This window comes from Caulobacter sp. (assembly GCF_049283275.1).
Taxonomy (GTDB): Bacteria; Pseudomonadota; Alphaproteobacteria; order Caulobacterales; family Caulobacteraceae; genus Caulobacter.
Genome location: NZ_JBAPVS010000281.1, coordinates 1 through 20,050, shown reverse-complemented (window position 1 = coordinate 20,050; position 20,050 = coordinate 1). Strand labels below are relative to the sequence as shown.

At 67.3% G+C, this 20,050-nt stretch carries 21 protein-coding genes; 8 read left to right on the top strand and 13 right to left on the bottom strand.

Annotation, left to right across the window (positions count from 1 at the left end):
• Positions 1-25: 25 nt before the first annotated feature.
• On the top strand, positions 26-439 hold the full coding sequence (locus WAL33_RS16025; protein WP_422182519.1) for a hypothetical protein: 414 nt from the start codon (positions 26-28) through the stop codon (positions 437-439).
• Between the two features lie 17 nt (positions 440-456).
• Here WAL33_RS16025 and WAL33_RS16020 read toward each other — a convergent pair whose 3' ends face one another.
• Positions 457-888, bottom strand: a complete 432-nt coding sequence (locus WAL33_RS16020; protein ID WP_422182518.1) for an HIT family protein — start codon at positions 886-888, stop codon at positions 457-459.
• Positions 889-938: 50 nt separating this feature from the next.
• Between WAL33_RS16020 and WAL33_RS16015 the strand changes: the two genes are divergently transcribed.
• Positions 939-1,532, top strand: a complete 594-nt coding sequence (locus WAL33_RS16015) for a DUF4287 domain-containing protein (RefSeq protein ID WP_422182517.1) — start codon at positions 939-941, stop codon at positions 1,530-1,532.
• A gap of 59 nt (positions 1,533-1,591) precedes the next feature.
• Complete coding sequence (locus tag WAL33_RS16010; protein ID WP_422182516.1) at positions 1,592-2,077, top strand: pyridoxamine 5'-phosphate oxidase family protein; 486 nt, start codon at positions 1,592-1,594, stop codon at positions 2,075-2,077.
• On the opposite strand, the gene WAL33_RS16005 is transcribed toward WAL33_RS16010, so the two are convergent.
• The 4 genes from WAL33_RS16005 to WAL33_RS15990 form a co-directional block, all read right to left on the bottom strand.
• On the bottom strand, positions 2,074-3,234 hold the full coding sequence (locus tag WAL33_RS16005; protein WP_422182515.1) for a GNAT family N-acetyltransferase: 1,161 nt from the start codon (positions 3,232-3,234) through the stop codon (positions 2,074-2,076). The genes WAL33_RS16010 and WAL33_RS16005 overlap by 4 nt on opposite strands.
• Positions 3,231-4,004, bottom strand: a complete 774-nt coding sequence (locus WAL33_RS16000) for a glycerophosphodiester phosphodiesterase (RefSeq protein ID WP_422182514.1) — start codon at positions 4,002-4,004, stop codon at positions 3,231-3,233. The genes WAL33_RS16005 and WAL33_RS16000 overlap by 4 nt, the downstream gene beginning before the upstream one ends.
• Complete coding sequence (locus WAL33_RS15995) at positions 4,004-4,462, bottom strand: RidA family protein (RefSeq protein WP_422182513.1); 459 nt, start codon at positions 4,460-4,462, stop codon at positions 4,004-4,006. The genes WAL33_RS16000 and WAL33_RS15995 overlap by 1 nt, the downstream gene beginning before the upstream one ends.
• A 121-nt stretch (positions 4,463-4,583) precedes the next feature.
• Entirely contained in the window at positions 4,584-5,018 is a 435-nt protein-coding gene (locus WAL33_RS15990; RefSeq protein WP_422182512.1) for a phasin family protein, read from the bottom strand.
• Between the two features lie 301 nt (positions 5,019-5,319).
• Between WAL33_RS15990 and WAL33_RS15985 the strand changes: the two genes are divergently transcribed.
• A complete protein-coding gene (locus tag WAL33_RS15985; RefSeq protein WP_422182511.1) occupies positions 5,320-6,618 on the top strand; it encodes a D-alanyl-D-alanine carboxypeptidase family protein in 1,299 nt (432 codons plus the stop codon).
• 6 nt (positions 6,619-6,624) lie between these two features.
• Here WAL33_RS15985 and WAL33_RS15980 read toward each other — a convergent pair whose 3' ends face one another.
• A complete protein-coding gene (locus WAL33_RS15980) occupies positions 6,625-7,050 on the bottom strand; it encodes a J domain-containing protein (RefSeq protein WP_422182531.1) in 426 nt (141 codons plus the stop codon).
• Positions 7,051-7,096: 46 nt separating this feature from the next.
• A complete protein-coding gene (locus WAL33_RS15975; RefSeq protein WP_422182510.1) occupies positions 7,097-7,933 on the bottom strand; it encodes a division plane positioning ATPase MipZ in 837 nt (278 codons plus the stop codon).
• Positions 7,934-8,129: 196 nt separating this feature from the next.
• Here WAL33_RS15975 and panC point away from each other — a divergent pair, with 196 nt between their 5' ends.
• Positions 8,130-8,987, top strand: coding sequence for a pantoate--beta-alanine ligase (gene panC / locus WAL33_RS15970; protein ID WP_422182530.1), 858 nt, complete (start codon positions 8,130-8,132; stop codon positions 8,985-8,987).
• 59 nt (positions 8,988-9,046) lie between these two features.
• Here the strand turns inward: panC and WAL33_RS15965 are convergent, their stop codons facing one another.
• Complete coding sequence (locus WAL33_RS15965; protein ID WP_422182509.1) at positions 9,047-9,448, bottom strand: DUF1489 family protein; 402 nt, start codon at positions 9,446-9,448, stop codon at positions 9,047-9,049.
• A gap of 138 nt (positions 9,449-9,586) precedes the next feature.
• On the opposite strand from WAL33_RS15965, the gene WAL33_RS15960 reads away from it, so the two are divergent.
• On the top strand, positions 9,587-10,894 hold the full coding sequence (locus WAL33_RS15960; protein ID WP_422182508.1) for a cation:proton antiporter: 1,308 nt from the start codon (positions 9,587-9,589) through the stop codon (positions 10,892-10,894).
• A 41-nt stretch (positions 10,895-10,935) separates the two neighbouring features.
• Here the strand turns inward: WAL33_RS15960 and WAL33_RS15955 are convergent, their stop codons facing one another.
• Genes WAL33_RS15955 through WAL33_RS15940 form a run of 4 tightly spaced genes read right to left on the bottom strand, consistent with a single transcriptional unit; the run spans position 10,936 to position 16,834 of the window.
• Entirely contained in the window at positions 10,936-12,924 is a 1,989-nt protein-coding gene (locus tag WAL33_RS15955; RefSeq protein WP_422182507.1) for an acetyl/propionyl/methylcrotonyl-CoA carboxylase subunit alpha, read from the bottom strand.
• 10 nt (positions 12,925-12,934) lie between these two features.
• Positions 12,935-14,350 (bottom strand): DUF3667 domain-containing protein, encoded by a 1,416-nt coding sequence (locus tag WAL33_RS15950; RefSeq protein WP_422182506.1) that lies wholly within the window; start codon positions 14,348-14,350, stop codon positions 12,935-12,937.
• 18 nt (positions 14,351-14,368) lie between these two features.
• Positions 14,369-15,208, bottom strand: coding sequence for an enoyl-CoA hydratase-related protein (locus WAL33_RS15945; protein WP_422182505.1), 840 nt, complete (start codon positions 15,206-15,208; stop codon positions 14,369-14,371).
• A gap of 18 nt (positions 15,209-15,226) precedes the next feature.
• Positions 15,227-16,834, bottom strand: a complete 1,608-nt coding sequence (locus WAL33_RS15940; RefSeq protein ID WP_422182504.1) for a carboxyl transferase domain-containing protein — start codon at positions 16,832-16,834, stop codon at positions 15,227-15,229.
• A gap of 113 nt (positions 16,835-16,947) precedes the next feature.
• Between WAL33_RS15940 and WAL33_RS15935 the strand changes: the two genes are divergently transcribed.
• Positions 16,948-18,738, top strand: coding sequence for a patatin-like phospholipase family protein (locus tag WAL33_RS15935; RefSeq protein WP_422182529.1), 1,791 nt, complete (start codon positions 16,948-16,950; stop codon positions 18,736-18,738).
• Here WAL33_RS15935 and WAL33_RS15930 read toward each other — a convergent pair.
• Positions 18,704-19,480: a methyltransferase domain-containing protein gene (locus tag WAL33_RS15930; protein ID WP_422182503.1), complete on the bottom strand. Its 777-nt coding sequence runs from the start codon at positions 19,478-19,480 to the stop codon at positions 18,704-18,706. The two genes, WAL33_RS15935 and WAL33_RS15930, sit on opposite strands and share 35 nt — an antisense overlap.
• Before the next feature lie 140 nt (positions 19,481-19,620).
• On the opposite strand from WAL33_RS15930, the gene WAL33_RS15925 reads away from it, so the two are divergent.
• Positions 19,621-19,749, top strand: a complete 129-nt coding sequence (locus WAL33_RS15925; protein WP_422182502.1) for a hypothetical protein — start codon at positions 19,621-19,623, stop codon at positions 19,747-19,749.
• Positions 19,750-20,050 lie beyond the last annotated feature (301 nt).

Here is a 20,050-nt window from a genome sequence, read left to right as displayed (position 1 = left end):
GGGAACACGCGACTAGGTTGATGCCATGATCGTCGCTTTCGATACGCTCGGCGCCTCAAAACGCCTCCGCGACGCTGGGTTGGAAGAGCGTGCGGCGGAAGCGATCGTCGAACTGGTGCAGTCGACGGCGCAATTCCCCGACATCAGCGGCCTGGCGACCAAGACTGACATCGCCGACATGGCGACCAAAGCCGACATCGCCGACATGGCGACCAAGGCTGACCTTACGGAATTGGCCCATGCGACCAAGGCCGACCTCGCGGAACTGGCCCACACGACCAAGATGGACATTCAGGCTCTCAAGGCGGACCTGGCGATCACCAAGACCCAAATCCTCGTTGAACTGAACGACAAGCTCCGGTCTCAGACCCTGGGTTTTCTGGGCGGCGTGACGGCGATCGTCGGCTTGGCCACGGCGATCATCAAGCTGGCCCCATAGCCCCGACGGCGGCTCTCCTAGAACGCCGCCGATATCTTCTCCGCCAGCACCTTCAGCTCCTCCGTATCGGCCATGCCTTCGCCATGCCGTCCCAACGCCTCGCCCTCGTAGCGGGGGATAATGTGGAAATGCAGGTGGAAGATCGTCTGGCCGGCCGGCGCGCCGTTGAACTGGGTCACCACCACGCCGTCGGGCTTCAGGGCCGTGGTCACGGCCTGGGTCACCTTCTGCACCGCGCCGATCAGCCGGCCCAGGGTCTTGGTCTCGGCCTCCAGCAGGTTGCGGGCCTGGCTGGTCTTGGAGACCACCAGCACATGGCCGCGCGACTGCGGGAAGACGTCCATGAAGGCCAGGACCTGGTCGTCCTCGAACACCTTCACGGCCGGAATCTCGCCGCGGATGATCTTGGCGAAGATGTTGTCGGCGTCGTAGCTTCCGTGAAGGCTCATGGTCGTCTCCTGTCTCGCGGACGTCCTAGCAAACCGGGGAGGCGCAGACCATGGGAAGCGACACGGGGACCGGGCCCGAACACCTGACCGAACGCCAGAAGAAGTGGTTCGCCTCGGTTCGCGAAAGCCTGGAGCGCGAGACCGGCAAGACCTTGGATGACTGGGCGGCGATCGCCCGCACCTGCCCGGAGACCAAGCCCCGCGCCCGGCTCGCCTGGTTCAAGGACCATCATGGCCTGGGCCAGAACCGCGCCAGCTACGTTCTGTCCGTCGCTTTCCCGTCCGAGCGTCCGACCTGGGACAATCCGGACGAAGCCCGCGCGGCCCTGTGGACCGACCCCGCCTCGCTCGCGATCTTCGAGGCCCTGGAGACGGCGGTCGCCGGCTTCGACGGCCTGGTCACCGGACAGCGCAAGACCTACAGCGCCTGGTCCCGCGAATTCCAGTTCGCCGCCGCCAAGCCGGTCAAGGGCGGCACGGCGATGCTGGGTCTGGCCGTGACGCCCGACGCCTCCCCTCGCCTGCTGGAGCCCAGGAACGAAAGCTGGTCAGAGCGCCTGAGGGCCAAGCTGACGCTCAGCTCCCCTGCCGATGTGGACGATGAAGTCCGTGCGCTGCTCAAGACGGCCTTCGAGCGGTCCTGACGCGAAGACGGAACGCTCTCTTTGCCTCTTCGTTGGCTTAGGCCAATGGAGGAAGACGCATGTCCAAAGAAGCTGAGCTCGCCGCCAAGTTCTGGAAATCCCTGAAGTCCGACCGCACGGCCATGGTCGGTCTGGTCGGCGTCGAGGGCGGTCGCGCCCAGCCGTTGACGGCCCTGATCGAGGACGACAACGGCGGTCCAATCTGGTTTTTCACCTCGTCGGAGAGCGATCTGGTGTCCGCCCTGGCCAGCCAGGGCAAGGCGATCCTGCATTTCGCGTCCAAGGGCCACGACCTGTTCGCCTCGGTCGAGGGCGACCTGAGCGTGACCACCGATCGCGCGACGATCGATCGCCTGTGGAACCCCTTCGTCGCCGCCTGGTTCGAGGGCAAGGACGATCCCAAGGTGCGCCTGCTGCGCTTCGACGCCGGCGACGGTCAGATCTGGCTCAACGAGAACAGCCTGTTCGCGGGCCTTCGGATGCTGCTCGGGCGCGATCCTAAGAAGGACTACAAGGACAAGGTCGTCGAGATCAAGCTGGGCTAAGGCGCCTGCCGGAACGGCGACAGTTCCTCGGTCAGCGCCTCGATCTCGGCGCTGACCGCTTCGCGCTCCCGCTCCAGATAGCGCGCCACCGGTTCGCGAAGGGCCGGATCGGCGATCCAGTGGGCCGAATAGACCGGGCTGGGCAGATAGCCCCGCGCGATCTTGTGCTGCCCCTGGGCCCCGGCCTCGACCCGCGGCAGGCCCAGGCGGATGCCGTGCTCGATGGCCTGGTAGTAGCAGAGCTCGAAATGCAGGAACGGCACGTCCTCGGCGCAGCCCCAGTGACGGCCATACAGGCAGTCGCCGCCGATCAGGTTCAGCGCTCCGGCGATCCACGGGCCGCCCGGCCGCCGCGCCAGGATCAGCAGCACCTTGTCGGCCATCCGCTCGCCCAGCAGCGAATAGAACGCCCGGTTCAGATACGGCCGCCCCCACTTGCGGCCGCCGGTGTCCATGTAGAAGCCGAAGAACGCGTCCCAGTGGTCTTCGGTCAGCTGGTCGCCGGTCAGGGCGACGATCTCCAGCCCGGCCTGGGCGTCGCGGCGCTCACGGCGGATGGTCTTGCGGCGGTTGGACGACAGGGCCGCCAGGAAGTCGTCGAAGGTCGCGTAGCCGTTGTTGAACCAGTGGTACTGCTGGTCCTGGCGGCGCAGCAGGCCGCGGTCGCCCATCCAAGCCCACTCGTCGGCCTTGGGGAAGGTCACGTGCAGCGACGAGGCGTTTAAGCGGTCGCACAGGGTCAGGGCCCCGCCCAGCAGGGCCGAGCGCCCATCGTCGATGTCGACGTCGGGCCGCACGATCAGCCGGGGCCCGGTGACCGGCGAGAACGGGGCCGAGCACTGGAGCTTGGGATAGTAGCGCCCGCCGGCCCGCTCGTAGGCGTCGGCCCAGCTGTGGTCGAAGACGTATTCGCCCTGGCTGTGCGACTTCAGATACAGCGGCATGACCGCCGCCACGCCGCCGCTCTGGTCCTCGACCGACAGATGATGCGGCGCCCAGCCGGTGCGCTCGGTCGCGCAGCCGCTCTCCTCCAGGGCGTTCAGGAAGTCATAGCTGACGAACGGGTCGCCGAACGGCGCGGCGCAGGCGTCCCACGCATCGCGGCCGATCTCGGCGATGCGCCGATGAACGCGCACCTCCGCCTTGACGGCTGTCACGCGGCGAAGCCCTCGAAGATCAGGTTGTCGCAATGGTCGCGGACGCTTTCCCATTGCTCGGCCGAACGGACCGTCCAGGCGATGATCGGCATGCCCTTGGCGCGCAGCAGGTCGGCCCGGGCGCTGGGCAGCATGTCCAGGCCCAATGCCAGGAAGTCCGGGCGCGCGATCTCGATCTGCTCGAGATTGGCCAGGGACTTGCGGATCTCCGGCGCCAGCTTGCGGGCGCCCTCGTCATCCCAGCCATAGCTGTCCAGACCCCGCAGGATCTGAGGCTGGTGCTCTGCGAACCAGGCATGGGAATAGGGATTGAAGCCGATCACGGCGGTCGGGCCGTTGTGGTCCAGCAGGATTTCGCTGACCTGTTTTTCCAGCTCGCCCACCTCGCCGAACGGGGTCTTCAGCTCGATATAGACCATGGCCCGATGGCCAATCAGGGTCAGGGCGTCGGCCAGGGTCGGGATGGTCTCGTCCGTGCCCGACAGTTTCAGTTGCTGAAGGTCGGCGGCGGTGTGGTCGCGCAGCTTGCCGGTCGCGCCGGTCAGCCGCTCCAGATGGTCGTCGTGGAAGACCACGACGTGGTTGTCGGCGGTCAGCTGGACGTCCAGCTCGATCGCATAGCCGCCGGCGCAGGCGGCCTGGAAGGCGGCCAGGGAATTCTCGGGCGCGCCGCCCGGCGACCATAGGCCCCGATGCGCCACCGCAGGTTCGAACAGGCGCTCCCACGCCTCGCCGAACACCTCTGTCCCGGGGCGGGGCCGCGCGCGCATCATCCCACCTCGACCACGGCGTCGACCTCGACCGAGAAGCCCAGCGGCAGCTTGTAGACGCCCACCGCCGAACGCGCGTGGCGGCCGGCGTCGCCGAACACCTCGACCATCAGGTCCGAGCAACCGTTGATGACCTTGGGAATGTCGATGAAGTCCTGGCTGACCTGGACGAAACCGCCCAGCTTGACCACCCGCGTGACGCGGTCGAGGTCGCCGGTGGCGGCCTTCATCTGGGCCAGCAGATTGATCCCGCACAGACGAGCGCCCTGCTGGGCGGTCTCCAGATCGACATCGGTCCCCACCGTGCCCTTGAGGCCGCCGTTGGCGTCGAGCGAGATCTGGCCGGAGATGTGGATCAGGTTCCCGGTCTGGACAAAGGGCGCATAGTTGGCGACCGGCGCGACCGGTTGCGGCAGCACGATCCCAAGTTCAGCCAGACGCTGTTCGACCTTCGACATCACACACTCCAGAAACCTGAAAGCATGCTTAGCGCGGCGGGATGACAGGACAAGAAAAAAGGCCTGAACCGTTGCCGGTTCAGGCCTTTAAACTGTTTGGCTCGGTTGGGAGCCCGTCGCCTTAGCGGGCGGCTTGCAGCTTCTCGACGGTGGCCGAGACGCGTTCGTTCAGCGGCTTGACCGAGTCCTTGATCGAGGCCGAGACGATCTCCGAGGCCTTGCTGACCTGAGCGATGTAGGCTTCGAGGGCCGACTTGGCCCAGGCGGTCTGCAGCTCGACGGCTTCCTGGACGCTCTTGGCGCCGGCCAGCGACTTGGCGGCGGCGACTTGGTCTTCGGCGGCCTTCTTCGAATAGGCGAATGCCTGGGCGCCCAGGGCTTCAGCGCCCTTGGTGGCGGCGGTCACCGAGGCGACCACGGCTTCCAGGTTTTTCTTCGAATGGGTGTTGGCTTCGGCCAGAGCGGCCAGCGACTTCTCGACGCCGTCCTTGAACGCTTGGTTCGAAGCGGTGCTGAATTGTTCGACGGTGTTCTTCAGGGTTTCAGCGGCGGCCATGGGGAGGCTCCTGGCAGAGGGGCGGGGCATGGCGGCGGACAACGGGATCCAGACCATGCATTGGGACAACACTGGTGTCTCATGTTGCAGTGCAGCAGTCAAGAAAATTGTGCAGCGCACCATAACGCAGCGGAAACACGCGTTCGAGTCTAGAAGCTTCACCGCAACGCCTTGAATTCATCCATATCCGCGGCAAATTGCTCACTACTTGTTTACCTTAGAGAAAGGCGGCCACGCGCATGCTAGGCTCACGCGTGTGGCGGTGCGGAACCGCTCAGTTCAGATGACGGACGCATTTCACATGTTCGCCAAGCTTACTTCCGTCCGCTCCGCTCTCACCGCCCTCGGTCTCGTCGGCGCGGTGTTGTGCGGCTTGGCCGCGCCCACCCTGGCCGCCGCGCAGATTCCCTATCTGCAGATGAACAGCGCTGAGCCGAAGTACGCGGCGATCGTGATCGACGCCAACTCAGGCGAAATGCTTTACGATAAAAGGGCCGACAGCCCGCGCTATCCGGCCTCGGTGACCAAGGTCATGACGCTGTACCTCACCTTCGAGGCGCTCAGCGAAGGCCGCATGAAGCTGACCGACCGCGTGCCGATCACGCCGCGCGCCGCCGCTCAGCCGCCGACCAAGCTGGGCCTTCCGTCCGGCGACAGCGTCAGTGTCGACGAGGCGATCCGCGCCATGACCGTGAAGTCGGCCAATGACATCGCCGTGGCCATGGCCGAAAAGCTGGGCGGCAGCGAATCGCGGTTCGCCGCCCTGATGACCCTGCGCGGCCAGGAACTGGGCATGCGCAACAGCCGCTTCGTCAACGCTTCGGGCCTGCCCGACAGCCGCCAGATTTCAACCGCCCGCGATCTGGCCATCCTGTCACGCGCCACCATGCGCGACTTCCCGCAGTACTATTCCTATTTCAGCATCAAGGGCTTCGAGTTCCGCGGCCGCTACATCGCCGGCCACAACCGCCTGCTGACCAACATGCCCGGCTTCGACGGCCTGAAGACCGGATACACCAACGCCTCGGGCTATAACCTCGCCGGCTCGGCCGTGCGCGACGGCCGTCGCCTGATCGCCGTGGTCCTGGGCGGCTCGTCGACCGCCTGGCGCGATAACAACATGGAAGACCTGCTGACCACCGGCTTCGATGTGCTCAAGCGCCGCTCGCACGGCGAGCGCACGACCATCGCCGCCAACCTCTATGAAGACGACCCGAGAGGTCCGATCATGCGCCCCTCGACCGAGGAAGGCGACGGCGACCAGGCCGGCCTGAAGATCGTGCTGACCGACAACCCCAAGCCTCCTGGAGCCATGAAGGTCTCACCGACCTTGAAAGCCGCTCAGGCGTCGAAGAAGGCCAAGGGCGGATGGGCCGTTCAGGTCGGCGCGTTCAAGTCCAAGAGCCTGGCCAACGAGCAGTTGATGCTGGTCCGCACGCGGTTCGCCAAGTTCGTGGCGGACGCCGAGAGCGCCGTCGAGGGCGTCAGGGGCGGCACGTTCCGGGCGCAGTTCCAGGGTCTGAGCGCCGAGGCCGCTCGCAGCACGTGCAAAGCCATCACCGCCAAGCGCCAGCCCTGCATGGTCCTGCCGCCGGCCTAAAGGGCTCTATTTCTCGTCCAGAAGTCGGTCGCGCGCGGCGTTGAGCTGGGCGGCCAGGCCGGCGGTGCCGCCCTTGTCGGGATGGGCCATACGCATCAGGCGCGCATAGGCCGCCTTGATCTCGGCCTTGGACGCTTCGGGCCCAACGCCCAGGATCGACCGTGCGTCGGACAGGCTTGGACCGCCCGGCGCCCTACTGGCCTTCCGGGCCCCCGGACGCTGGCGCGCGGTCGTAGCGCTCCAGGCGCCGATCACCAGCAGCACGATGCAGACCGGCCACTCGCTGCGCACCCCGGCATAGGCCGCGCCGGCGAAGGCCATCAGCGCCGTGACGCCCGCGCCGATCCGCCAGCCGTCGCCTTTCAACAGGCGCGTGGCGCGTCCCGAGAAGATGAACAGCAGGATCGCTCCGCCGAGCAGCAGGTAAAAGATCATACCGTGTCAGTCCCCGGCGACGCTCCCAAGACCCGATCCGGGGCTATTGGGCGGCGAGCAGAGTTTCCCCGGAATAGGCCGAAAGGCCAAGGGAATGCATCAGGGCCCGCAGTTCCTGGCGCGCGGCCAGATGCTGCAGCGACACCGGCACCGGGCGCACCTGGGGCGACAGGTCGGCGATGGTCAGGCCGAACGGGAACAACTCGCGATAGATGACCCGGTCGCGCAGACCAGGACCCATGCGGAAGCCGACCCGCTTGGACAGGGCCGTCAGGCGATCCTCGACGCGCTTGCGGTTGCGGGCCTCGGTGGTGGCCAGGCGGTTGCGCAGCACCACCCAGTCCAGGGCCTGGCGCTGGCCCGACAGGGCGCGGGCCTTGCGGGCCTCCCAGACGGTCAGCGAATACAGGCTGGGCTTCAGCAGCTCCATGGTCACCGGGTCGACGTGGCCCAGCATGTCGAAGTCGACGAAGCTGTCGTTCATCGGCGTGACGATCAGGTCGGCCAGGCCGTGGGCCATGCGAGAAATGGCGGTGTCGCCGCCCGGGGTGTCGATCAGGATAAAGTCGGCGGCCTCGCGCGCGGCGACGAACGCGGCCTCGAACTTGGCCACTTGGTCGGCTTCCGGCGCGGCGGCCAGGGCGACGTCGTCCTCGCTGAGCCGGAACTGCAGAGGTTGGGGCAAGGTCACGCCGTTGCCGGCGACCCAGGCCGCGCGGTTCTCAAAGAACCGCATCGAGGTGCATTGGCGCAGGTCGAGATCCAGCAGCGCCACCTTGGCGCCGCCGTACAGCAACGCGGTGGCGAGATGGACAGCGATGGTGGACTTACCCGCCCCGCCCTTCTCATTGCCGACGACGATGACACGCGTTTCGGCCATGCCTTCTTTCCTTTTTGTCGCCCGACTCAGCGACGCTCAATGAAAGATTAACACGCAGATGACGCCGTGAGAGGACACGACGTCAATCCTGAGGCCGGTTCCCTGTGGACCCATTGTCGCAGGTGGACGCCCGGACCCGGGTCCGTCATAAGCCAACGCCTGTTCGAGACAGGAGTTCGCCGTGGTCCCCCAGGTAATTGGCAAGACGCCGAAGATCGTCCGCACCGTCGCTGATCTACGCGCCCAGGTCGCCGCCTGGAAGGCCGCCGGCGAACGCGTGGCGCTGATCCCGACCATGGGCGCCTTGCATGAAGGCCACCTGTCGCTGATCGAACTGGGCAAGACCCGCGCCCAGCGCACGGTGGCCAGCGTCTTCGTCAATCCCAAGCAATTCGCCCCGCACGAGGACTTCGACTCCTATCCGCGCGGCGAGGCGCGTGACGCCGAACTGCTGGCCGGCGTCGGCTGCGACCTGCTGTTCGCGCCCCATGTCGACGAGATGTACGCCCCGGGCTTTTCGACGACCGTCAACCTGACCGGCGTGTCCGAACCGCTGGAAGGCGCGGCCCGTCCGCAGTTCTTCGGCGGCGTGGCGACCGTGGTGACCAAGTTGCTGCTGCAATCCCAGGCCGACGTCGCGATCTTCGGCGAAAAGGACTACCAGCAGCTCCAGGTCATCAGGCGCGTGGTCAAGGACCTGGACATCCCGGTCGAGATCGTCGGCGCACCCACCGCCCGGGCCGAGGACGGCTTGGCTCTCTCCTCGCGCAACGCCTATCTCAGCCCCGAGGAACGCGCCGCCGCCGTGGCCCTGCCCGACGCCATGAAGGCCGCCGCCAGGGCCGTCGTGGCCGGCGGCCGGATCGACGACGCCGAGGCCGCGGCCAAGGCCGCCCTGACCGCCGCCGGCTTCCGCCAGGTGGACTATGTCGAAATCCGCGAAGCCGGCGACCTCTCGCGCCTGGGTCCCGGCACGATCGGCGACGCCGATGGCCGCATCCTGGTCGCCGCCTGGTTGGGCAAGACCCGGCTGATCGACAACATGGCGGTCTAACTCAAACCCTTGAACCCGCTCATCCCGGCATTCGCCGGGATGAGCGGATTATGGGGTGGTCACCACGCCCCAAGCTCGCGCAGCTGGCGAGCCAGCTCCAGCGGCATGTCGGCGGCCTCGCCTTCGGTCAGGTCGGCGGGAACGTCCTCATGCTTGAGGTAGCGCCACCCCTGAAACGGGCGACGCGGGGTCGGAACCACGCGGACGATGGTCGGGTCGACGGTCACCTCGCAGCGCGAGGCTTGGCCCTCGCCGACCGTGTCGATCGCCAGGATGGTTTGGCGGCAGACGATCTGTCCCTTCATCACCCGGTACAGCGAGCCGCCGGCCAGCACCTCGTCGATGCGCTTGGGGGTCATGCGGGTGTGCATGATCCACGGACGGTCGGCCTCGGCGTGCCAGGCGACCAGTTCCTCGATGTTGTCGCAACCGACGACGAGCTTGATGATGTGCAGAGGCATGTCGGCTACTTAGGGCCACGGGGTTCCTAGGGAAAGAGCTGCGAGACATCGACGAATTTCACTCGACATGACAGCGCTGTCCCCCTCCTATGCCAACTCGACGATCGCGGTTCACGCGGCGTGCCATAGGGGGGCGACATGACATCGGCGCAGCTTAGCGTAGCTTTTTTCCTGCAGATGTTCGTGATCATCGCCACCTGCCGCGCCGTCGGCTGGGCGGCGAAGAAGTATCTGGGCCAGCCCCAGGTGGTGGGCGAGATGATCGCCGGCGTGATCCTGGGCCCGTCCTTGTTCGGTCTGGTTGCGCCGGAACTCCAGCACATGCTGTTTCCGAAGGACTCCAAGACCGTTCTCTATGTCGGCGCCCAGCTGGGCGTGGGCCTGTACATGTTCCTGGTGGGCCTGGGCTTCCAGACCGCGCACTTCAAAAGCAACGCCAAGAGCGCCGCCGCCGTCTCGCTGTCAGGCATGGCCGCGCCGTTCCTGGTGGCGATCGCCATCGCGCCCTGGCTACTGAGCCAGCACCTGTTTGGCGAGGGCATCAACACCTTCCAGGCTACGCTGTTCATCGGCGCGGCGATCTCGATCACCGCCTTCCCGATGCTGGCCCGGATCATCTATGAGCGCGGCCTGACCAACACCCCCCTGGGCACGCTGTCGCTATCGGCGGGCGCTATCGACGACGCCGGCGCATGGACGGTGCTGGCCATCGTATTGGCCTCGTTCGGCGGCGGCCCGATGATCGCCGTCAAGGCCATCGTCGGTGGCCTGGCCTTCGTGATCCTCATGTTGACCCTGGGCCCCAAGCTGCTGGCGCCGCTAGGCCGCTGGGCCGAGCGCGAGGGCAAGGTCAGCCCGTCCCTGCTGGCGGTGGTGTTGATGCTGTTCATGCTCAGCGCCTTCGCCATGGACGCCATCGGCATCCATGCGGTGTTCGGCGGCTTCATCCTGGGCGCGGTCATGCCGCGCGGCCTGCTGGCCAAGCAGATCAAGCGTCAGCTGGAGCCATTCGCGGTGATCGTGCTGCTGCCGATGTTCTTCACGTTCTCGGGCCTGAACACCCAGCTCAACATGGTCAACAACGTGGGCCTGCTGCTGACCGCCGCGGTCATCCTGGCGGCTTCGGTCCTGGCCAAGGGCGGCGCCTGCTGGGCCGCCGCGCGCCTGACCGGTCAGGACAATCCGACGGCCCTGGGCATCGGCGCCCTGATGAACTCGCGGGGCCTGATGGAGCTGATCATCATCAATATCGGCCTGCAGAAGGGCATCATCGGCCCGGCCCTGTTCTCGATGCTGGTGCTGATGGCCATCGTGACCACTCTGATGGCCTCGCCGCTGTTCGAGCTGGTCTACGGCAAGAAGGCCCGCGAACGCGGCGAGTTGGGCGCGCTGAACGAGGATGACGACCAAGACGCTCCACCGGTCTTGGCGCCCGCAAGGCCCTGAACGACTGGGGACAGGCTCCGCGCCTGTCCCCGTCAACGGCTCTAGGACGCGATATCAAGCGCCGGCTCAAGCCGCGCCAGCACCACGCCCTCGCTGACCTGGCCGCCGGCCGTGGCCGACAGCTCGGCGACCACGCCGTCGAACGGCGCGGCCAGGGCGTGCTCCATTTTCATGGCTTCCAGGGTCAACAGGGTCTGGCCCTTGACCACCGTCTGGCCGGCCTCGACGGCGACCGAGACGATCTTGCCCGGCATCGGCGACAGGATCGCGCCGTCAGACGCCGCGACATGGGCCGCGCCGACCTTGGCCGTGAAGTCGAACTCGCGGACGTCACCCCCTTCGAACACGTAGAGCGGATCGTCGCCGAACGCCGAGGGCAGCAGGTCGATGTCGTCCAGCGGTCGGCCGTCCTCGACGGTGATGTCCCATGACCAGTCGTCGTTCATCCTTCCTGAAGAGGGGCCGCCGGCCAGGGCCACGCGCAGCGGCACGACCTTGCCGTCGACGCTCATCGGCAGATCCATAGCCGCGCGAGGGGCGCTCATCCGGAAACCCAGCAACCGTGACGGCGCGCTGGCCCAGACATCGGCCTTGGGCGTGTCAGCCTCCATGAAGGCCTCCAGGCGTTGGCCGATCGCCGCCAAGGTCGGGGCGTCGGTGAAGGCGCGGTCGGTCAGTTCCTCCAAGCGGGCCTCGATGAAGCCCGTGTCGATGGCGCCGTCGATGAAGTCGGGATGGCCGGCGCACTTGGCCAGGAAGGCGGCGTTGGTCTTGACCGGATAGACCTCGACCAGGCGGCAGGCCTGCGCCAGGCGGGCGGCGGCGTCCTCGCGGTCGACGCCATGGGCGATCAGCTTGGCGATCATCGGATCGTAGAACGGGGTGACCTCGCCGCCCTCCTCCACCGCGCTGTCGACCCGCACGTCGCCCTCGGGCAGACGGAAGTGGGTCAGCGGGCCGATGCTGGGCAGGAAGCCGGTGGCCGGGTTCTCGGCATAGAGACGCGCCTCCATCGCCCAGCCGTCCAGCGTGATCTCGTCCTGAGCCAGCGGCAGGGGCTCGCCCGAGGCGACCAGCAGCTGCCATTCGACCAGGTCCTGGCCGGTGACCATCTCGGTGACCGGGTGCTCGACCTGCAGCCGGGTGTTCATCTCCATGAACCAAATGCGGTCAGCGCGCAGACCTTCGGAGGCGTCGGCGATGAACTCCACCGTGCCGGCCCCGACATAGCCCACGGCCTGGGCCGCCTTGACCGCGGCACCGCAGACGGCGGCCCGGGTGGCGTCATTTATGCCCGGAGCCGGGGCCTCCTCGATGACCTTCTGGTGGCGGCGCTGCAGCGAGCAGTCGCGCTCGAACAGGTGGACGACATTGCCGTGCATGTCACCGAACACCTGCACCTCGATGTGGCGCGGGCGGGTGACATATTTCTCCAGCAGCACGCGATCGTCGCCGAAGCTGGCCGAGGCCTCGCGCTGGCACGAGGCCAGCATCGCGGCGAAGTCCTCCGCCCGCTCGACCTTGCGCATGCCCTTGCCGCCGCCGCCGGCCACGGCCTTGATCAGCACCGGGAAGCCGATCTTGGCCGCCTCGGCCGCCAGGCGCTCGACCGATTGGTCCTCGCCCAGATAGCCGGGTGTGGTGGGCACGCCGGCCTCGATCATCACCTTCTTGGCGGCGTCCTTCAATCCCATGGCGCGGATGGCCGAAGGCGGCGGGCCGATCCAGACCAGGCCGGCGTCGATCACCGCCTGGGCGAAGTCGGCGTTCTCGGACAGGAAGCCGTAGCCGGGGTGGATCGCCTCGGCGCCGGTCTGGCGGGCGGCGGCCAGGATCTTCTCGGGAACCAGATAGCTCTCTCGCGCCGGGGCTGGGCCGATCAGGATGGCGACGTCGGCCTCCATCACGAACGGGGCTTCGGCGTCCGCCTCGGAATAGACCGCGATCGTCCGCACGCCCAGCTCACGGGCGGTGCGGATGATCCGACGAGCGATTTCGCCGCGATTGGCGATGAGGACGGAGGCGATCAAAACGAAAATCCTAGATCTGGGCCAGGGCGAAAACCATCAGGACGCCGAGCAGGAGAACGAACGAGAACACGGTCGACCACCAGACGATCAGGGTCTTGATGATCGCGCCGGGGATGCTGGAGCCGTACCCCCCGCGCAGGGTCTGGAAGAGGTTGATCGGCGTCCAGAACATCAACAGGAAGAACCACCATCCCCGGGCAGGATCGGGCAGGACCAGGCCGAGGGCATTGGTCAGGAACGCAAATGATAGCAGGTTGGTGGCGGTCAGCAGGTGGTCGTAGATGAAGTACTGGCGCTTGTTCAGATAGACGAGCGCCAGGCTCAGACCCAGCATCGGCAGCAGCAGCACCGCCAGGCGGTGGCCCCAGCCGAACATGACCAGCAGGTAGTACTCGGGATTCTCCAGCGCCTTGATCAGGCCGGCCTTGAGCCAATGCTCCTTGCCATGCCCGGCCTCAGCCCCAGCCGCGCCATGCTCGTCGCCGTGCGCCTGGGCCCCCGTTTGACCGTCCGCCGCTGGCGCGGTGAACTTGGGCGTCTTGATATGGACGCCGCCGATCGTGGCGGTCTCGGTGGCATCTTCGGCGATCCGGTCCGCCTGAGCCTCTACGTCGTCGCTATCGAACGAGGTGACCTTGGCCGCACGGATCTGGTCGGCGGTCGCCTTGCGCATCTTCTTGTCGGCCTCGAGGACTTCCTGAGCCGCCAGGGGGTTGGTCCGCAGCCGTTCGGCGTCGGCCACGTCCTTGGCGTAGCGCTCCTGGGCCTCAGCGACCTCCGCCTGATAGTCGACGGGCGCCTTGGCGACCGCGTCTTGATAGTCCTTCAGGACCTTGGCCCGGTCCTGATCAGGGTCCTTCAGGGCCTCATCGCGGTCCTTGGTCGCCTCGGCCAGGACGGCGTCGCGGTCCTCGGTCGCTTCCTTCAGGCGAGCGTCGCGGTCCTTGACGGCCTCGGCGCGCATGCGGCCGGCCTCGGCGGCGCGGCCCTGCGGCGTGGCCAGGGCCTCGGCCCGCTTATGGACCTCTTCCTCGGCATGGTGCTGGATCGAGTGGATCGCGTGCTCGGCCGCGAAGATGAACAGCAGCAGGGCCACCAGGAAGGTGCGGAACGGCGGCACGTGCCGCGCGATGCGCCCCTCCATGTAGTCCTTGGCCAGCACGCCGGGCTTGAAGAACAGCAGCGGCAGAGTGTTGGCCAGGCGACCGTCGAGGTGGAACATCCCCTCGATGGCCTCCCAGATCAGATGCAGGATCGAGCGGTGATGGGTGTCGGCGTTCTGTCCGCACGCATGGCAATACCACCCCTCCAGCGGCGTCCCGCAGTTCTTGCAGGGTTCGCCGGTGTGGGTGAAAGGCTTCTTCTTCGGACGAATAAAGCTCGCCGCCGAGTCCACCGCCCCTGTTTCCAGATCCGCCGCCGTCATATCGCCCCCTGCTCGACTCTAGATCGTCCAGCTGGGTTTACGGCGTTCGAGGAACGCGCGCACGCCTTCTTGGCCTTCTTCCGACACGCGACGACGCGCGATGCGTTTTGCCGTCTCGTCGATCAGGCCGCGGTCGATCTTTTGGGCGACGAAGTCGTTGACCAGGGCCTTGGCGTCGCCGATCGCGCCGGGGGCGCAGAGCAGGACCTCTTCGATCAGGGCGTCCTGGGCGGCGACCAGGCCGGCGGCGTCATCGAACACCTCGTCGACCAGACCGTAGCTCCAGGCTTGGTCGGCGTCGAACACCCGGCCGGTGGCGAACAACAGCTTGGCGGTGCGCGGGCCGAGGGCGGCGATCACATACGGACTGATGGTGGCCGGAGTCAGGCCCAACTTGACCTCGGAAAAGGCGAACCGGGCGTCGGCCGTCGCCAGGGCGTGGTCGCAGGCGGCCACCAGCCCCGCTCCACCGCCGAAGGCCGGGCCCTCGACCAGGGCCACGGTCAGGGCCGGGATGTCGTGCAGGGCCTTGAGCATATGGGCCAGGCCCAGGGCGTCATCGCGGTTGTCGTCCTCGCTCCAGTCGGCGGCGGCCTTCATCCATTCCAGGTCGGCGCCGGCGCTGAACGCCCCGCCCATCCCGCGTAGGAAGACGATCCGCACGCCCTCGGCGCCGTGCAAGGTCTCGAACGCCTGGTGCAGGGCCGCGATGGTCGCCGCATCGAAGGCGTTCTTCTTGGCCGGACGGTTGATCCAGACGGTGACCGCGCCCTCGGGGGTGGACTCCAGGTGGACGAGCGACGTCGTGGCGTCGGTGTCGGGAACCTCAACAAGGGGGTCTGCGATCGGATTGGTCATGGCTTGCCCTTTCGCGGCTTACATCCGGAAGACGCCGAAGGTGGTCTCGGGGATCGGGGCGTTGAGGCTGGCGCTGATCGCCAGGCCCAACACGTCGCGGGTCTGGGCGGGATCGATGATGCCGTCGTCCCAGAGGCGCGCGGTCGCGTGGTAGGGGTCGCCCTCGGCTTCGTAGCGGGCGCGGATCGGGGCCTTGAAGGCCTCCTCGTCCTCGATCGCCCAGGCCTCGCCCTTGGCCTCCATCCCGTCGCGCTTGATCGTCGACAGCACGCTGGCCGCCTGCTCGCCGCCCATCACGCTGATCCTTGAGTTTGGCCAAGTAAACAAGAACCGGGGGCTGTAGGCCCGGCCGCACATGCCGTAGTTACCGGCCCCAAAACTGCCGCCGATCAGCACGGTGAACTTGGGCACCTCGGCCGAGGCGACCGCCGTGACCAGCTTGGCGCCGTCCTTGGCGATGCCGCCGGCCTCGTATTTCCCGCCGACCATGAAGCCCGAGATGTTCTGCAGAAAGACCAACGGAATCTTGCGCTTGCAGGCCAATTCGATGAAGTGCGCACCCTTCACGGCGCTCTCGGAAAACAGCACGCCGTTGTTGGCCAGGATCGCCACCGGCTGGCCCCAGATGCGGGCGAAACCGCAGACCAGGGTCGTGCCGTACAGCACCTTGAACTCGTCGAACTCGCTGCCGTCGACGATGCGGGCGATCACTTCGCGCACGTCATAGGGCGCGCGCACGTCGGTCGGCACGATGCCGTACAACTCGGCCGGATCGTGGATCGGCGGCTTGGCGTCGCGGATCTCGATCTCGGGCCGCTTGATGGTGTTCAGGTTGGCGACGATCGAGCGGACGATCTCCAGCGCGTGCTCGTCGTCATTGGCCACGTGGTCGACCACGCCCGACCGGCGGCCGTGGGTGTCGGCCCCGCCCAGTTCCTCGGCCGAGATGACCTCGCCCGTGGCGGCCTTCACCAGCGGCGGGCCGGCCAGGAAGATGGTGCCCTGGTCACGGACGATCACGGTCTCGTCGCTCATGGCCGGCACATAGGCCCCGCCGGCCGTGCACGAGCCCATGACGCAGGCGATCTGGGCGATGCCCGCCGCGCTCATCCGGGCCTGGTTGAAGAAGATGCGGCCGAAGTGGTCGCGGTCGGGGAAGACCTCGGCCTGGTGCGGCAGGTTGGCCCCGCCGCTGTCGACCAGATAGACGCACGGCAGGCGGTTCTGTTGGGCGATCTCCTGGGCGCGCAGGTGCTTCTTCACCGTCATCGGGAAATAGGCGCCGCCCTTCACCGTGGCGTCGTTGGCGACGATCATCACCTCGCGGCCCGACACCCGGCCGATGCCGGTGATCACGCCCGCGCCGGGCGCCTCGCCGTTATAGAGGTCGCAGGCGGCCAGCTGGCCGATCTCCAGGAACGGTGAGCCGGGGTCCAGCAGGCGCTCGACGCGTTGGCGGGGCAGCAACTTGCCGCGCGCCGCGTGGCGCGTGCGGGCGCTCTCGGGACCGCCCTGCGCCGCCTGCGCGACCCGTTCGCGCAGCGTCTCCACGAGGGCGCGGTTGTGTGCGGCGTTTTTGGCGAAAGTCTCGCCGTTCTTGTCGATACCCGTGTTCATCTTCGGCATTATCGAGGCATAGCCTTTTCCGTTTCCCACCGAAAGCCGCAGTTTTTGACCTTCGGTGGTCAAGGTCCGCGGTTCAAGTTAGCGTCCCACCCGTGGTCACCCTGCCCGACTTCATGGCCGATACGGCCCTCGCCCGGCTCTTCGCGCAAGAACATCGCGAAGGCGACGCCGCCTGGTTTTCCTTGCCGGGCGGCGCGACACTCTACGCGACCGGCGAGGCGGCGGACTATCTCTACTTCCTGCGCACCGGACGACTAGGCGCGTTTCGTCGGGAAGAAGGCCAGGAGCCGCAGTTCCTGGGGGTGATCCGCCCGGGCGAGCCGGCCGGCGAGATGGCGATGATCGCCGGCTCGCCCCACTCGGCCAATCTGGTGGCCCTGCGCGATTCGGAGATCCTGGCCCTGCCCCGCGCGGCCTTCTTCGAGGCGATCGAGCGCGACCCGGACGTGATGATCGAGCTGTCGCGGCTGATGATCCGCCGGACCCGCAACGCCGGGGCCCACGCCTCGATCGGCGATCCCTCGGTCTTCGGCTTCATCGCGGTCGAGCCCGGCAAGCTGATCCGGCCGATCGTCCAACGCATCGCCCACGCCATTGGCGACCTGGGCTATTCCGTCACCGTCGAGGGCGCGGAATCGTTGTTGGCCCCGACCGAATGGTTCGGCACGGTCGAACGCCAGCACGACTTCGTCTTGTACGTGGCCGAGGCCCAGGACGCCGCCTGGAAGCAGGTGGTCGGCCGCCAGGTGGACCGGCTGTTCCGCGTCGGCGAGGGCGACCGCAGGCCGCCGGCGGTCATCCCATCCTACGCCTCGGGTCCCTTGCAGGATCAGCGCCTGGTCGATCTGATCCTGCTGCAGCCGGCCGGCGTCACCCATCCCAAGGGCTCCGCCGAGTGGCTGAACGCCACCCAGGCCGCGCGACTGTTCCATCTGCGCGAGAACGGCATGGCCGACGTCGAGCGGATGGCGCGGGTGCTGACCGGCCAGTCGGTGGGGCTGGTGCTGTCGGGCGGCGGGGCGCGGGCCTACGCCCATGTCGGGGCCATCCAAGCCCTGCGCGAGCGCGGCGTGCCGATCGATTTCGTCGGCGGAGCCTCGATGGGCGCGGTCGTCGCCGCGGGCCTGGCCATGGGCTGGGACGACGGCGAGATGGAGACCCGCATCCGCAAGGCGTTCGTCGAGACCAGCCCGCTGGACGACATCGCCTTTCCCCTGGTGGCCATGACCCAGGGCCTGAAGGTCAAGGCGCGGCTGAACGAGCATTTCGGCGACATCGAGATCGCCGACCTGTGGCTGCCGTTCTTCTGCGTGTCGTCGAACCTGACCTCGGGGACCTATCACCTGCACCGCCAGGGCCTGTTGCGCGACGCCCTGCGGGCCTCGATCTCGCTGCCTGGCGTGCTGCCGCCGGTGACTGACGGCAATTCAGTGCTGGTCGACGGGGCGGTGATGAAGAACTTCCCGGCCGACGTCATGCGCGCCTTCCAGTTGGGTCCGATCGTCGGGGTGGACGTCACGCGGGGCCGCAGCATCACCGCCGAGGATGTCGATCGTCCCGCCTCGCTGTGGACCTGGTTCTGGTCGGGCGAGTGGCGCAAGGGCCCGCCGATCGTCGCCCTGCTGATGCGGGCCGCCACGGTCTCGACCGGCCGCGACCTGACCGCCAGCCGCGAAGCCACGGACGTGCTGGTCACCCCCAAGCTGGACAAGATCGACATCCGCGACTGGAAGGCTTTCGAGCCCGCCGTGGCGGCCGGCCGCGCCGCCGCCGGCCTGGCGATAGACGGCCTGGGCAGGCCCGTGACCGAGGTGCGTCGACGCCCCAGCCTGGCCGATCTGTCCGCCCAAGCCGCTCAGGGGGCGGCCGTCACCAGCGGCGGGCGATCACGAACAGCCGGCTGAACGGAAACAGGGTCACCCCGTCCTCGCGGCGCGGATAGTCCATCGCCAGCCGCTCACGCCACGCCGCCAGGAAGGCCGCCTGCTCGGGCGGGTCGCTCAACGCTTCCAGATAGGGCCGCAGGCTGGTCCCCGACGTCCAGTCGACGATCGGGTCGTCGCCGCCCAAGGCGTGGACATAGGTCGTGACCCAGACATCGAGGTCCTGGCTCAAGGGCGACAGCCAGTCGTGATAGGGGCGCGGATCGACACCGGAGCGCACGCGCTCGATATCGGCCAGCCGCGGCGCCCACGGCCCTTCCGCCGCCACTTCGCGCAGGCTGCGCCGCCAGCCGTCGTCGGCGACCACGGGAATCTGGCAGGCCAGCACGCCGCCCGGCGCCAGCAAGCCCAGCAGACGCGGGAACAAGGTCTCATGGCCATCCACCCATTGCAGGGCGGCGTTGGTGAAGATCAGGTCGGGCGGGATTTCGGGCGTGAAGGTCGCGATGTCGCCCAGCACCCAGTCGATGTCGGACCGCGCCGCCCTGCCCCGCGCCAGCATTTCAGGGCTGGCGTCCAGGCCGTGCACGCGGGCGTCGGGGTGGCGGACCGCCAGCAGGGCCGCGTGCTCGCCGGTCCCACAACCCAGGTCCCAGATCTCGCGAGGATCCAGGTCCCGCGGGATTTGCAGCATCAGGTCCAGGGCCGGACGATCGCGATAGGCCTTGTAACGCTGGTAGACGTCAGGATCCCAGACCGGCATCCGCCCTCCATGAAACAACTGCGACAATCGGCCCGCCCATTTGGGCCGTCCTGTCGCTTTTGTCGCATAGGTCTGAAAGCCGACAATCCCTATCTTTGGCCGAGGCGCCGATCCGATGCGCCGCCAGATGGAAACCGAAAGTGAACCGCCCCGCCACCGCTATCGCCTCCACCGCCAAGCCCTTGGCCGTGAACGTGCATCGCCTGGCCATGCTGGGCTTCAACCTCGGTCTTTGGACCCTCATCGTCGTGATCGGGCAGGCCCTCTAGCCTGATCCGACGATGTGGTCCCGGGTCGCGCATGTCCCCCCTTTGCGCGACCCGGGAGTGCCTTTTTCTTTCCAACGCCCCTTTGCAGGACCGCCGAACGGCGCCCATATTCCTCTTGTGTTGTTCAACAACTGAAAGGAGGTGACCAGTGTCTCATTGTCTCCAACCGAGGTCGCGAGTGACCTGGGGCCTGAAGATCGAGGTCTCCAACTAAGGGCGTTGAACGCCTAAGGTTCAAAGTCACGCCGCGACGCGGCTACGACGATGGAGGGGCGCCCCGAGCGATAGGGGCGGCCCGTAC

Excerpts from the sequence above, each read along its gene's own strand:
- WAL33_RS15960 (WP_422182508.1), top strand. The coding sequence starts at position 9,587 with ATGACATCGGCGCAGCTTAGCGTAGCTTTTTTCCTGCAGATGTTCGTG.
- WAL33_RS16010 (WP_422182516.1), top strand. The coding sequence starts at position 1,592 with ATGTCCAAAGAAGCTGAGCTCGCCGCCAAGTTCTGGAAATCCCTGAAG.
- WAL33_RS15975 (WP_422182510.1), bottom strand. The coding sequence starts at position 7,933 with ATGGCCGAAACGCGTGTCATCGTCGTCGGCAATGAGAAGGGCGGGGCG.
- WAL33_RS15990 (WP_422182512.1), bottom strand. The coding sequence starts at position 5,018 with ATGGCCGCCGCTGAAACCCTGAAGAACACCGTCGAACAATTCAGCACC.
- WAL33_RS15930 (WP_422182503.1), bottom strand. The coding sequence starts at position 19,480 with ATGCCGGTCTGGGATCCTGACGTCTACCAGCGTTACAAGGCCTATCGC.
- WAL33_RS15985 (WP_422182511.1), top strand. The coding sequence starts at position 5,320 with ATGTTCGCCAAGCTTACTTCCGTCCGCTCCGCTCTCACCGCCCTCGGT.
- WAL33_RS15940 (WP_422182504.1), bottom strand. The coding sequence starts at position 16,834 with ATGCCGAAGATGAACACGGGTATCGACAAGAACGGCGAGACTTTCGCC.
- WAL33_RS15965 (WP_422182509.1), bottom strand. The coding sequence starts at position 9,448 with ATGCCTCTGCACATCATCAAGCTCGTCGTCGGTTGCGACAACATCGAG.
- WAL33_RS16000 (WP_422182514.1), bottom strand. The coding sequence starts at position 4,004 with ATGCGCGCGCGGCCCCGCCCCGGGACAGAGGTGTTCGGCGAGGCGTGG.
- WAL33_RS15950 (WP_422182506.1), bottom strand. The coding sequence starts at position 14,350 with ATGACGGCGGCGGATCTGGAAACAGGGGCGGTGGACTCGGCGGCGAGC.
- WAL33_RS15945 (WP_422182505.1), bottom strand. The coding sequence starts at position 15,208 with ATGACCAATCCGATCGCAGACCCCCTTGTTGAGGTTCCCGACACCGAC.
- WAL33_RS15935 (WP_422182529.1), top strand. The coding sequence starts at position 16,948 with ATGGCCGATACGGCCCTCGCCCGGCTCTTCGCGCAAGAACATCGCGAA.
- WAL33_RS15995 (WP_422182513.1), bottom strand. The coding sequence starts at position 4,462 with ATGTCGAAGGTCGAACAGCGTCTGGCTGAACTTGGGATCGTGCTGCCG.
- WAL33_RS16015 (WP_422182517.1), top strand. The coding sequence starts at position 939 with ATGGGAAGCGACACGGGGACCGGGCCCGAACACCTGACCGAACGCCAG.
- WAL33_RS16025 (WP_422182519.1), top strand. The coding sequence starts at position 26 with ATGATCGTCGCTTTCGATACGCTCGGCGCCTCAAAACGCCTCCGCGAC.
- WAL33_RS16020 (WP_422182518.1), bottom strand. The coding sequence starts at position 888 with ATGAGCCTTCACGGAAGCTACGACGCCGACAACATCTTCGCCAAGATC.